A 12473-nucleotide genomic window follows, 5' to 3' on the forward strand; every position below is an offset into this window, starting at 1 on the left:
GTGTTAGCGGTCTTCGCGAGCGTCTCCCCCGTCATCCCCGACCCTCCAGATACCTGCGCTTGGCTTCCTCGGCGCGGCCCATGTCGCGTATCATTCCGGCAATCGCCACCTCGTCGGATTTGTCGGCATAGCGGAATTCGCTATCGGCATAGCGGTTGATTTCCTGCAGCACCATCTCCACCGTGATCGGGGTCATCAGGTTGCGGATCATGTCCAGCTTGCGGTCATAGGGCTGGAACAGGAACAGTTCGGGATTGGCCATCCAGTCGTCGGGCAATTCGAAATCCATGGCCCGCACCTTCACCGCATCGGTGATGTTCTTCACCGCCCGGCCGGTGAACCGGTCATCCGCCTTCTGGATCGCCTTCAGATAGCTGCCCAATTTGGCGATGGTGTCGAGCGGGCCGATCTCGGCGGCCAGACGGTCGAATACCCGGATCAGCCCGTCTTCCTGCGGGCGGGAATGGCGATCAAAGCTGGCGGCCACGGCGCGCTTGATTTCCTGCGCGGCAAACAGATCATGATCCCCCAGCGGGATGGAGTGGTTCTTGCCCAGAAGCAGGCTGAGGATATCGATGTAATCCTCGCGGCTTTGCGGGCCATCGACCAGAAACCGCGCACCCGCCCGTTGGCGCAGCGCATCATCGACATTTTCGGGATAGTTGGAAAACATGCCAAAGGTGCAATTGCCGCGCACCACGGTATTGGCCCCGGCAAAGGCCTCCATGAACACCGCCGTCACCTCTTGCTGGCCCGCGCTGGATTGCCGGTCACCGCGTTTGCCGGCGATCTGGTCGATATCGTCGATGGTGCCAAAAGCGATCACCGCCGGGTCGATGATATTGGTGATGAAGGCCTTGGCGTTCTGGCCCGACTTGCCCTGATAGCTGTCGATCTGGTCGATGCTGAAATTCTGATAGCGGAAAGGATAGCCCGCCGCGGCGCAGTAATCGTTCAACAGCCCCGCCATCATCTGGATCAGCGTGGTCTTGCCGGTGCCGGGTTTGCCATCGCCCATGAAGGTGAAGATGAAGCCGCCCAGTTCCGCAAAGGGGTTCAGCTTGCGGGTGAAATCATAGGCCATCAGCATCTTGGCCAGCCGCATCGCTTGATACTTGGCGATGTGGTTGCCGATCACCTCGGTCGGCTTCTTGAATTGCATGGTCAGCGTGCTGCCCTTGGCGACCCGGGCGGGCGTAAAGCCTGCCAGGGTCAATCCGTCCGCCTCTATCCGCCAGCTGCCTGCGGCAAAGGCCGCGGTGGCGGGCGTGGTGTCGGCGCGGGCCGCGATGCGGGTCATCAGTGCCTCGGCAAAGGCGGCAAGGGTCGCGATCAGGCGCGGGTCATCGGTGGCATGGGCGGCGATATCCTGATCCAGTTCCCACAGCACGCCCTGCAGCGCCAGGGGGGCGTTGTCGGTCAGGATCTCCTCGACCGTGCCGATTTCCACCGTCACCTCGCCCTGATGGGGCGCCAGAACAAAGGCCAGCGTGTTGGCAAAGACATGCAGAACCACAAGCGATTCCGCGGCCAGAAGGGCAGAGAATTCGGCCCGGCGCGGGTCTGGCAGGCGGGCCTCCAGATTGGCGCGCTTCAGCTCGGTCAACGGCGTGGCCTGGGCAAAGGTTTCCCCCATCGCCAGCGCCACGGCCAGTGCCCGCCGCAAGGCGCCAAGCGCGGTGGCCTGCTGCGGGGTCACCAGCCCATCACCCAGGGCTTCGATCCGCTCCATCAGCCGCACACCGCCGGGCCGGGCCGTGGGGCGCGCGGCCATCCCCGGCACGGTCGATCGGAACCTTGGCCGGGCCGGGATGCCGGGCGCGGTTTCGCCCTGTGCAGTGGCCAAGGGGGTGGCAATGCGGGGGGCATGATCAAAACCTGCCAGCAGCGCCAGCGCCGCCGCATAATGGCTGCGGATGCTGTCCTCGGTCAGTTCCATCGTGTCGCGCGTGGTCATCGCTCACCTCACCGGCAAAAGGCGCCCGCCCGCGCCGACAACGAATTTCCGAAGATCGGCAAAGCCGGGCGGGTTCAGCTCTGCCATCGCCTGATAGGGGCGCTCGGGCAGCACGATCATGCGTTCGATGCGGCTGGTGCCGGTATCGGCCCCGATCATCGGGTGCAGCTGCCAGATCTGCCGCGCCACGGTGGAAAACCAGCCGTCCTTGACCGGTTCCTCACGCTCTGCGACCAGATCTTCGACCGTCCAGACCAGAGCCCAATCTTCGCCCGGTGGGGCCATGGCACTTTCCAGCACCTGCGCGATTGGCCCGGATTGCCGGGTGAAACTGTGCGAATGCATCGGCCCCAGCGTGATGCGGCGCAGCCGCTTGGGGTGCAGATCGGGGAAATCGATGTCAAACCCCTGCGCAATGGTCAGCAGCTTCAGTCCCGATACGGCCTGTGCCATCAGATGCGCGCGCACCTCGGGCCAGCGCCGGTCGTCGCTGGGCAGCGGGCGCTTGCCGCCATCTTCCACATCCATCAGATAGACGACCGGCAGATTGCTTTGCGTATCATAGACCGCCCAATGCAGCAGAAATTGCCGCCGGTCGCCCTTGTCGGCCACCCATTGCCCATCGACATCGTTGCGCGCCAGAAACTGCCCGCCCGCCAGCAAGGATTCGTAGTACAGCCGTTGTGACAGCGCGAATTGCAGCTTGGTCGGCACAGACAGATCACCGACGATCTGGCGGATCATGCGATCCTTCAACTCGGGCTCCGAGGCCATGCCCGCCAGATGCTTGTCGGCCTGCGCGGCATCGACGGCCATGACCATCAGTTCCTGTGCGACCGGAAAGCCGCTTTCGTGTCGGTCAAAGCTGGGCGCTCCGGGCAGCGTGCCATCGACCCGGCCGGTCATAAGATATTTGTGCGACAGGGCGCGGAAACTGGCCGCCAGTTTTTGCACATAACCTGCCAGCACCCGCGCCTCCAGCCGGGTCAGCCGTCCTTCGGATTCCAGTTCGGCGGCGACGCGGGCCAGATGCGGCAGGATCCTGTCGAACTTGGCAAAGTAGCGCCGGGCCAGCAGGCTTTCCGACAGGGTCGCATGATCGCTGACCAGCGCCTCTTTTACCGCGTCTGACACTTAGGCCCCGTACTGGTTCTTGTCATGCTTTTCGACAATCGCCGCAAAGCGCCGGGCAAAGCGTTCATCGGCCTTGGCCTTGGCTTCCAGAATCTGGCGGGCAAAGACCATATGGCCTTCATGGGCCTCCAGCATATCGGCCATTTTCTGGTTGGTGGCGGCCCCGATGGCGGCCATGGCGGCCTGCGCTTCCTGATCGGTTTTTACCCCGATTTCGTTGATCCGATGCGCCACATCCTGCTGCTGCGCGGTTTTCAGGCTGGAGGTCAGCGCATCATACAGGACCACGCGCTGCTTGGTATCGGTCTGCAGCTTGTTGATCAGCACCATCTGGGTTGCGGCCTGATTTTGCAGGCTGTCCACCCAGGTCTTGCCCTTTTCGATATAGCGTTCGAGGGTCTGGCTTTTGGCCAGCTTCACCTGTTCATCCTGTACCAGCGCGTTGTAGCGGGTGTTCAGCGTGGCCAGATCGGTTTCCAGCTTGGTGCGGGCGGCGGCGTCCTGTTCCACCGAAATGCGGTTTTCCAGATCGATGATCTGCGGGTCCATCCCGGCGATTTCCTTGCGCACGGCTTCCAGTGCGGCGACAGTGCCTTCGCGTTCGTCCAGCGTGGAGACAAGGTTCGCCTCGACTTTGGTCTTTTGCGCATTCAGCAGATCAAGCTGGCCCTGCAGCAGTTTCACGATCACATCCGATTTGGCGATCAGATCCTGCAGCTTGTCATCGATCGAGGCACCGCGCAGCCGTTCCTGCCGCATCGATTCCGATTTGGCCGAGGAAAAGAAGCCGATCACGCTTTCCATCGTGGTTTTTGACCGGAGTTCATTGAAATCTTCGGTAAAGCCCGCCGTTACATCATCCAGCCCCATGATGAGTTCCGCGATATTGGCGTTCATCACATCGGCATGGTTGCGCACATCTTCCAGCGTGGCATTTTCCACGTCGATGGCTGCCTCGCCCTGATCAAGCTTGTCGCGCGCCGCATCGATCCGGCTGGTGATCGCCGTGATCTTTTCCTGCGCCGCCGCTATCTGTTTCTGGCTTTCGGCAATCTGGCTGTCAAAGTCCGACATCGGGCCCTCCGGCAAAGTAATTCAGTTTTACATCTATGGGGTCACAGGCCTGTGACCAAGATCCCGCACGCGAAAATTGTGCGGTTCAGGCAACAACCTGCGACAGCGGACCATGAAATGCAACCGGCTTGCACAAAGGCGCACGCGCCCCGTTGGGGCGCGTGAACGTCGATTTTCGATGTGGCCCTTTCGGGGCAAAGGCGCAGACAGACCGGGGCATCCGGCCCCGATGTCATTTGCGCAGGGTGCCACCCGATGCCTTGGTGACCTTTTCGATGATCTTGGCGCTGACGGCCTCGATATCCTTGTCGGTCAGGGTGCTGTCTTGCGGCTGCAGTCGCACGGTCAGGGCAATGGATTTCTTGCCCGGACCCATCTGCGCCTCGGCCTTTTCGCCGGTGAACTGGTCGAACACACGCACACTGTCGATCAGGGCCTTGTCTGCGCCCTGCGCGGCATTGACGAGCGTCAGCGCCTCAACCCCGGTATCGACGACAAAGGCGAAATCGCGCTCCACAGCCTGAAGGTCAGACAGGGCCAGCGCCGGGCGCGTGGGGGTCTTCACCTTGGGCCAGGGGATATTGGTGAATTGCAGGGTAAAGGCCATGGCCGGCCCCTTGATGTCAAAAGCCTGCAGCAGGCGCGGGTGCAATTCACCGAAGGTGGCCATGGCATTGGGGCCAAGACCGATCACGCCCGCGCGGCCCGGATGCCACCAGCCCGGTAGCTTGCGGCTGATCTGTACCTTGGCAGGCGCACCAAGCGCTGCCAGAACCGCTTCGGCATCGGCCTTCACGTCAAAGACATCGACCGGACGGCGCGAACCATAGGGATCGCGGGCAGCAGAATTGCCGATCAGCAGGGCCGAGGCGACAGTCACCTGTTCGCCGGGCTCGCCGCCTGCAAAGACAGGACCGACCTCGAACAGGGCCAGATCCATGAAACCCCGCGCCTGATTGCGGGCCGCCGCGCGCAGCAGGCCGGGCAGCAGATCAGGCCGCAGATGCGACATTTCCGAAGAAATCGGGTTCTCCACCCGAACGGCTTCGGTCCCGCCGCCAAAGGCTTCGGCGGCGGCGCGGTCGATGAAGCTGTAGGTTACGCATTCATTGTAGCCAAGCGCCGCAATCTGGTGCCGGGCGGTCTTTTCGCGCACTTGCAGCGGGGTCAGGATCGGCTTGGGCACGCCGGGCAGGGCGCGCGCCAGCGGCTTGCCCACCAGATTGGACAGCGAGGCGATGCGCGCGACCTCTTCCACCAGATCGGCCTCGCCCTGCACATCGGGGCGCCAGCTGGGCACCTGCGCCTGATCGCCGGACAGGGTGAAGCCAAGGGCCGTCAGCGTTGCGCGCTGATCCGCCTCGGGGATTTCCATGCCGACCAGCCGTTCCACCCGGCCGGGATCAAAGCGATAGCTGCGGGCGGTATCCGGCACCGCGCCATCGACCACAATCTCGGAGGCCTCGCCGCCGCAAAGATCAAGGATCATCTGGGTGGCCAGTTCCAACCCTGGCAGGGTGAACGCCGGATCGACACCGCGTTCAAAGCGGTAGCGGGCATCGGAATGGATGCGCAGCGCCCGGCCGGTGGTCGCGATGGTGACCGGATCCCAATAGGCGCTTTCCAGAAAGACATCGGTCGTGGCTTCGGTGCAGCCCGACAATTCGCCCCCCATGATGCCCGCAAGGCTTTCGGGCTGGGCGTCATCGGAAATCAGCATCATGCCGGGTTTCAGCGTATAGGTCTTGCCATCCAGCGCCAGCAGCTGTTCGCCACCTTTGGCCGCATGGATGCGCAGATCGCCCTTTACCTTGGCGGCATCGAACACATGCAGCGGACGGTTCAGGCCGAAGGTGAAATAGTTGGTGATATCGACCAGCGCCGAAATCGGGCGCAGCCCGATGGCCTTCAGCCGCGCCTGCATCCAGGCGGGCGAGGGGCCGTTCTTCACACCGCGAATGGTGCGGCCTGCAAAGAGCGGGCAGCCCTTGGCCTTCAGCCCGTCTTCGATCCGCACTCCGATGGGCGAGGCGAAGCTGCCCTTGATGGCAGGGATTTCCAGCGCCTTCATCGTGCCAAGGCCGCGCGCGGCCAGATCGCGGGCAATGCCCCGCACGCCAAGCGCATCGGGGCGGTTGGCGGTGATCTTCACATAGATCATCGGATCGTTCATGCCGCGATAGTCAATGAATCGCACGCCCACCGGCGCATCTTCGGGCAGGTCGATGATGCCGTTGTGATCGTCCGACAGTTCCAACTCGCGTTCCGAACACAGCATGCCGTTGCTGTCCACGCCGCGAATATTGCCGGGCTTGAGGTCAACCCCGGTGCCGGGCACATGGGTGCCGGTGGGGGCGAACACGCCGACAAGGCCAGTGCGCGCATTCGGCGCACCGCACACCACCTGCACCTCCTCCATCGCGCCCTCGGGCCCGTTGGGCCAGGTGGCCACGCGGCAGACGCGCAGGCGATCGGCATTGGGGTGCTGCACCGCCTCGATCACGCGGCAAATGCGGAAGGCACCCAGCTTCACCTCCGGGTTCTCGACCTCTTCGACCTCATGGCCCAGATCGGTCAGCGCGGTCAGGATCTCGTCCAGCGTGGCACTGGTTTCCAGGTGATCCTTCAGCCAGGACAGGGTGAATTTCATGGCACGCCTCTTGGAATATCGCGCCATGGCCTTAGCGCATCGGCGGGCGAAGGGGAAGGGCGGGCTGTGGGCGGTTTCCGGGCTGGAAACGTGTTGTTCCTGTGCCTTCGGGTAAGTTGTTAACCAATCGGCCGGAATTGTGGTGTAAACGGGGCGCATGAGTGATTGGATGACTATTCCCCCTGATCGTCCACAACCGCGGCCCGTGCGGCTGGCGGTGTTGATCGGTCTGACGGCGCTGCTATTTCTGGGCGGCGGTATGGAGTTCGGTTTCAATTTCTGGTTTGACTGATCCCGGCGCTTCCTGACAGGGTCGGGCATGACATCGCAGATCGTTTCCCATACCGCATTGCGGGGTCTTGCGGCACTGGCGGTGTGTTGGGGGCATTACACCAATGTCTTTGCCCGCGATGTTGCTGGCCTGGATTTCTATCTGCCCCATACCCATCTGGGCGTTGACCTGTTCTTTCTCCTCAGCGGTTTCGTGATGGTCCATGTGTATGGAGCATGGTTCGCACCGGGCGTCAGCCCATCGGGCTGGGCGCGCTACATGGTCCGGCGCCTGTTGCGGCTCTATCCGCTGCATCTGGCCACCTTGCTGGCTGTGATCCTGTTGATGCGGCTGGAGGTCCCCGGCGACCAATTGGGCATACTGCTGCAGAACCTGACGCTGACCCATGCTTGGGGATTCAGTGACCAGTTCCTGTTCAATGCGCCATCCTGGTCCATCTCGGCGGAGTTTGCGGCCTATCTTCTGTTTCCGCTGCTGGCTTTCTGTCTGACTGCGGCATGGGCGCGCGTGATGTTGCTGGGAATGGCGGGCGCGGCCGCCGCGTGGCTTTGGCAACTGGGGGCGGGCAGTCTCGATCTGGATGCGATCGGTCGGGCGCATGTGCTGGGCCGGGTGGCTCTTGGTTTTACGCTGGGCATGCTGCTGGGCTGGGCTGTGCAGACGGGGTATGGCCCGGGCACGAGGGCCGGGCGATGGCAGATGCTGGCCCTTGCCGGGCTGGTGGGAGTTTTTGCCCTTGGCTTGCCCGAAATCATGGCGATCGGGCCTTTCGCAGTGTTGATCTGGGCCACTGCGGAGGATCATGGCTGGTTGGCCAAGACGCTGGCCAATCCTGTTCTGCGCGGGGTGGGCACAGTGTCTTATGGCATCTACATGCTGCAATGGCCGGTGATGATGGCCCTGTTCTATCTGCAACCGAAACTCGCCCCTTACCTGAGCGGTATTGCCATGGATCTGGCGCTGGTGGGGGTGTTCCTTGCGCTGTTGTTCGGTCTGGCGGCAGCGTCCTGGCATTGGCTGGAACGGCCCATGTTGCGCATGGCGCGTAACTAACTCATTGATTCAGCGCCTGCCTTATGATTGGCGCAACAGACGTTGATGTGATGCCATTCACGTTGCAGTATCGTGACTCTAGCCATAGCGATAGCGGCTTTTGTCCTTTGCTAGCGTTGCAGGCGCAGCAGCACAGTGCAACGTTGTTCTCTGTAACGAGGCTTAAATCGTTAACAATGTGCTCCCAAGAAGGAGAACTTTTACGATTTTCCCGAAATGAAGTGAAGGGCCGCCTACAATACACGCAAGTTTGATCACGGATTCGCACCAAAGCTTCTAGCGACGCCGGGATTTTCCAGCGGTTGGCCATCATCTGTCTCCTTTGTTTATAGCGCGCACCATCGCTATAGCCTCAGAAAAACCGAAGGCGTGTTGCAGAAAACCAAGTTTTTCGCGTCGCAGTACCTGAAACCCCAGCCGTTCATACAGGGCACGGGCACGCAGATTGGTGTCGATCACCTCCAGCCGCACCATTTCATATCCGCGGGATTGCGCCTCGGAGCACAACGCCGTGACCAACGCCGCGCCGATGCCCCGGCCGCGGCAATCGGGGGCCACGCAGATGCCGTCGATCAGGAAGTGATGATTGTCCACCTCGCGCATCAGCGCCATCATCAGCGCCATGCGCCAACCGGCCCCGATCCAGCCATAACAGGCGGCAAGGTCGCGCAGGCTGCCATCGGCCAGCGCACCGCTTGGGGATTTGAACCCGGCCAGCCCGACCAGCTTGCCATTCTCCTCGGCGTGAATGGCGTGATGAGGGTCGATCACCCGGGCCAGATAGGCCTCGGCCCGGGCATCGGGGCCCAGAACCCTGCCCAGCTTGCCGCCAAAGGCCTGCCAATACAGCGCGGCGGCAGCGGCGCGATGATGGCCGGGCAGGCCGCGATGCAGCGATACGGTCATGCGGCAGCCCTCTGCAGCAGGGCCGCATGCCCCGCGCCGATGATCCATCCTTCGGACTGTGCCGCAGCGGGCAGGTCTGTCATCAGCCCCTGCAATCTGCCTGTGTCCTGCAACCGCCACAGCGCGCGCGCCAGTAGACGCACCTGCGCCTGATCCTTGATGCCGCCCGCAGCCGTCACCAAAGGGGCAAGCAGCGACGGATAGATTTCGGCCAGCACCAATCGGGCGGGGCGCGGGTCAAACGGCCAGACGGCCACATCCGCGGCCCGCGTCAGCGGGGCCAGCCGCGCCAGCCCGGTGATCGCCTGCGATCCGACCGAGCCGGTCGTGAACAGCTTCCACACGGGTTGCGCCGAGGGCACCAGTGCTTCGACCGCCCGCCGTTCGGCCAGACCGCTGCCCGGATAATCGGCAATCTTGCGCGCCGGCAGATCGGGCAGATCAAGCCCGGAGGGGCGGCCCCAGAACAGGGGGGCGCCCAGCTTTCGGTTCATCTCGGCGGCCAGCTGAAAGCGGGTGTTGCGGTTGTCCGGCCCATCCTGCAACCGCGCTGCCAGCCAGTGCCAGACCGCCAGAGGGTCGCTGCTGCCAGTCAGCCGTGCGGCAAAGCCCGCCGGATACCCCATCGGAAAATCAAACCCGACCAGCCAATTTCCCTGCGCGGTCAGCTTCTGCAGATGATCCATCGCAGCGGCGCGGGTGCGGTGATAGCTCTGGCTTTCGCCCGCCGCTGTGCAGACCCCGATCCAGATGGCATCGGCCGAAGGCCGCGCGGGCGAGGGCACATTGGAGGCCGACCAATCCAACACGGCGACGGATCGCGCAGTCATGCCAGCAACGCCTCGGCGCTGATCAGATCGTCGGGGGTATTCAGGTTGCGGAAGGGATCACCCTGGGCATCCGGAAACCGCGCCTCTGCCGCAGCTTGGGCCGCGCAGAAATCCATGACCCGGGCATGGCCTGCCGCCAGATAGGCCTGCAATTCGGGCAGAATCGCGCGCGGCCAGAGCGCACAGGTCGGATGCAACCGTCCGCCCGAAGCCGCCACGGCCAGCCCGCCATCACTGGCCAGCCACAGGCGCGGCACCAGATCGCCGGGCAGAAAGGGGGTATCGACCGAGACAGAGACCACGGCATCCGCGCCTTCGGCCCATTGCAGCGCTGCCAGCACCCCGGCCAATGGTCCTGCGCCGATCCGGTCGGCCAGGACCGGCAGCCCGGTAAAGGCGAACCGCACCGGTTCGCCATTGGCCGATAGTGCCAACCGCTCCACCTGAGGTTCGAACCGGTCCTGCACATGGGTCACCAGCGGGTGCCCGGCCAGCGTCAGCAGCGCCTTGTCGGCCCCGCCCATCCGCCGCCCCGATCCCCCTGCAAGGATCACCCCGAAAATCCGCATCGCCCCCCCGTTGCATCTGCCTGTCTCGCCCCGTAAGCCTTGCACATCCCATCCCGCTACCGGAAGCCCCCAGATGTCTGCCGATCCGTCTGCCGCCTATCGGCGCGGCTTTCTTGCCTCGTTGCCTTTCATCGCGATGATCGCGCCCTTCGGCCTGTTGTTCGGGGTCGTCGCCACTGGGCAAGGCCTGTCCATGTTCGAAACCATGGCCTTTACGGTCATGGTGATTGCCGGGGCCGCGCAATTCGTTGCCCTGCAACTGATGCAGGAAGGTGCGCCGGTTCTGGTCACCATTCTGACTGCGGCGGCCGTCAATTTGCGGATGGCAATGTATTCGGTGTCGATCACCCCCTACCTTGGGGCAGCGAGCCTCTGGCAGCGGATGGCTATTGCCTATTGCCTTGTGGACCAAAGCTATGTGGTCGGGGTGGCGGAGTTTGCCCGCCAGCCCGGCTGGACCCTGAGGGAACGCATCGCCTTTTACTGGGGGGTCGTGTCGCCCATCGTGCCGGTCTGGTATGCCTCCACCTGGGGGGGGGCGGCCTTCGGCAAGGCGATCCCCAAGGATGTTCCGCTGGATTTCATTGTGCCGATCACCTTTCTGGCGATGATCGCGCCGCTCTTGCTGACCCGGGCGCAGATTGCGGCGGCGGCCGTGTCGGTGCTGGTGGCGCTTGTGCTGTGGTGGATGCCCTATTCCACCGGGCTTCTGGTGGCGGGCATTGCGGCCATGCTGACCGGCGCGCTGGTCGAAATGTGGGAGGAGCGTCGCCATGCTGCCAACTGATCTGCTGGGTGATCGCGGCGCGCTTTGGGCGGTGATTCTGGGCCTTGGCCTTGTCACCTTTCTTCTGCGCTTTTCGTTTCTGGGGGTGATCGGGAATCGTCCGCTGCCGCCATTCGTGCTGCGCCTGCTGCGCTATACACCGATGGCCGTGATCCCCGGGTTGGTGGCCCCGGCAACTCTATGGCCTGCCGCCACAGGGGGCGAAACCGATCCGGCCCGGCTGATTGCCGCGATGGTCACCATCGCTGTGGGCATCGCCACGCGCAACACGCTGGCCGCCATGGGTGCGGGGGCCGTGGCGCTGGCCGGGTTGCTCTGGCTGCTCTAGAAACCGAAAGGGCGCCAATCGGGCGCCCTGCAGGTCATTCCACCAGACCGGCGGCCTTGGCCGCCTCATATTCCTCGATCCGCGGATCGCCTTCCTGCACCATCAGGATCCCGTGATTGTCATCGGCATCGTCATCGGTGATCGTGCGGCTGGTGACACCCGGCAATGTGCCGAAGGCATCCATGAACTTTTTCGGGAAATAGGTGCGCGGCAGGCCTTCAAAGCCCGGCACGCCGGCCAGAATGGCCGAGATCGAGTTGGTACAATTGGCCTTGGGCACCGCCCCATAGGCCATGGCCCGCTGCATCACCAGTTCGGCGATCTGCGGCGATACGACCTTCGTCTGTTCGACCACATAGAAGGTCTCGCGCGCATGATAATCGATGTAGAAATTCACCATCTTGTCGTCGATGCCGAAATGCACATCGTTGCGTTCCGCCAGGCGCGGCAGCTTCCAGCTGCCTGCCGGATCGAACATGATCCGCTGCGATCCGTTGATCATCAGTCCCGAATGGGCCCCAGACCCGTTGCGGGTGCTGATCACGGTAAACAGCGTGATGGCCGGGGGGCCATCATGCACATAACGGGCGCTGGCCACCGCGCTGTCTGGCGCCCAGGTGGGTTCGGCTGCGCCGCAAGCGGCAAGCGCGCCCAGAAGCGCGAGACCAAGCAGATGACGACGCATGGGGTTTCCTTCGCGCTCGGGCGGTTCCGACGGGATCAGGCGTTGGCAAGTGCGAGGAAGATCAGCACACCGATGGAGAGGCCTGCCCCCCAGGTCACCATGCGCACGAAACCGGCAAAGGTCTTTTCCTGTTCGCGGATGTCCATGCTGCCATGCTTGTGTTCGGCCATGATCGTCTCCTGGGGCTCTTTGATCGCGTTTTCTGCCA

The 12473-nt window shown here is 63.2% G+C and carries 13 protein-coding genes; 4 read left to right on the plus strand and 9 right to left on the minus strand.

What is annotated here, in order from left to right; translation table 11 throughout:
- Window positions 1–31 precede the first annotated feature (31 nt).
- The 4 genes from V6590_RS18345 to pheT form a co-directional block, all read right to left on the minus strand.
- A complete protein-coding gene (locus V6590_RS18345; protein WP_335425147.1) occupies window positions 32–1957 on the minus strand; it encodes an AAA family ATPase in 1926 nt (641 codons plus the stop codon).
- Window positions 1958–1960: 3 nt separating this feature from the next.
- Window positions 1961–3091 carry a hypothetical protein gene (locus tag V6590_RS18350; RefSeq protein WP_335425148.1) on the minus strand — a complete coding sequence of 377 codons (1131 nt, stop codon included), beginning with the start codon at window positions 3089–3091 and terminating at the stop codon, window positions 1961–1963.
- Complete coding sequence (locus tag V6590_RS18355; RefSeq protein WP_335425149.1) at window positions 3092–4165, minus strand: coiled-coil domain-containing protein; 1074 nt, start codon at window positions 4163–4165, stop codon at window positions 3092–3094. It lies immediately after the preceding gene.
- 232 nt (window positions 4166–4397) lie between these two features.
- Window positions 4398–6815, minus strand: a complete 2418-nt coding sequence (gene pheT, locus V6590_RS18360; RefSeq protein WP_335425150.1) for a phenylalanine--tRNA ligase subunit beta — start codon at window positions 6813–6815, stop codon at window positions 4398–4400.
- Window positions 6816–6984: 169 nt separating this feature from the next.
- Between pheT and V6590_RS18365 the strand changes: the two genes are divergently transcribed.
- Together V6590_RS18365 and V6590_RS18370 are read left to right on the plus strand one after the other, a co-directional pair.
- The gene (locus V6590_RS18365) at window positions 6985–7107 is read left to right on the plus strand and encodes a hypothetical protein (RefSeq protein WP_335425151.1); all 123 of its coding nucleotides are present in this window, start codon (window positions 6985–6987) and stop codon (window positions 7105–7107) included.
- Window positions 7108–7134: 27 nt separating this feature from the next.
- Entirely contained in the window at window positions 7135–8160 is a 1026-nt protein-coding gene (locus tag V6590_RS18370) for an acyltransferase family protein (protein WP_335425152.1), read from the plus strand.
- 309 nt (window positions 8161–8469) lie between these two features.
- Here V6590_RS18370 and V6590_RS18375 read toward each other — a convergent pair whose 3' ends face one another.
- From V6590_RS18375 to mobA, 3 genes are read right to left on the minus strand one after another with little or no spacing between them, the layout of a single operon-like run.
- The gene (locus tag V6590_RS18375) at window positions 8470–9066 is read right to left on the minus strand and encodes a GNAT family N-acetyltransferase (protein ID WP_335425153.1); all 597 of its coding nucleotides are present in this window, start codon (window positions 9064–9066) and stop codon (window positions 8470–8472) included.
- Entirely contained in the window at window positions 9063–9896 is an 834-nt protein-coding gene (locus V6590_RS18380; protein ID WP_335425154.1) for a molybdopterin guanine dinucleotide synthesis, read from the minus strand. The genes V6590_RS18375 and V6590_RS18380 overlap by 4 nt, the downstream gene beginning before the upstream one ends.
- The gene (gene mobA / locus V6590_RS18385; protein WP_335425155.1) at window positions 9893–10465 is read right to left on the minus strand and encodes a molybdenum cofactor guanylyltransferase MobA; all 573 of its coding nucleotides are present in this window, start codon (window positions 10463–10465) and stop codon (window positions 9893–9895) included. Before mobA ends, V6590_RS18380 begins: the two co-directional genes overlap by 4 nt.
- 73 nt (window positions 10466–10538) lie before the next feature.
- Here mobA and V6590_RS18390 point away from each other — a divergent pair, with 73 nt between their 5' ends.
- Window positions 10539–11252, plus strand: a complete 714-nt coding sequence (locus V6590_RS18390; protein WP_335425156.1) for an AzlC family ABC transporter permease — start codon at window positions 10539–10541, stop codon at window positions 11250–11252.
- Complete coding sequence (locus V6590_RS18395; protein ID WP_335425157.1) at window positions 11239–11580, plus strand: AzlD domain-containing protein; 342 nt, start codon at window positions 11239–11241, stop codon at window positions 11578–11580. Before V6590_RS18390 ends, V6590_RS18395 begins: the two co-directional genes overlap by 14 nt.
- 34 nt (window positions 11581–11614) lie before the next feature.
- Here V6590_RS18395 and V6590_RS18400 read toward each other — a convergent pair whose 3' ends face one another.
- The gene (locus V6590_RS18400; protein ID WP_335425158.1) at window positions 11615–12265 is read right to left on the minus strand and encodes a hypothetical protein; all 651 of its coding nucleotides are present in this window, start codon (window positions 12263–12265) and stop codon (window positions 11615–11617) included.
- Window positions 12266–12300: 35 nt separating this feature from the next.
- Window positions 12301–12435 (minus strand): aa3-type cytochrome c oxidase subunit IV, encoded by a 135-nt coding sequence (locus tag V6590_RS18405; RefSeq protein ID WP_335425159.1) that lies wholly within the window; start codon window positions 12433–12435, stop codon window positions 12301–12303.
- Between the last annotated feature and the right edge of the window lie 38 nt (window positions 12436–12473).

Source organism: Gemmobacter denitrificans (genome assembly GCF_036964905.1).
Lineage (GTDB): Bacteria > Pseudomonadota > Alphaproteobacteria > Rhodobacterales > Rhodobacteraceae > Gemmobacter > Gemmobacter denitrificans.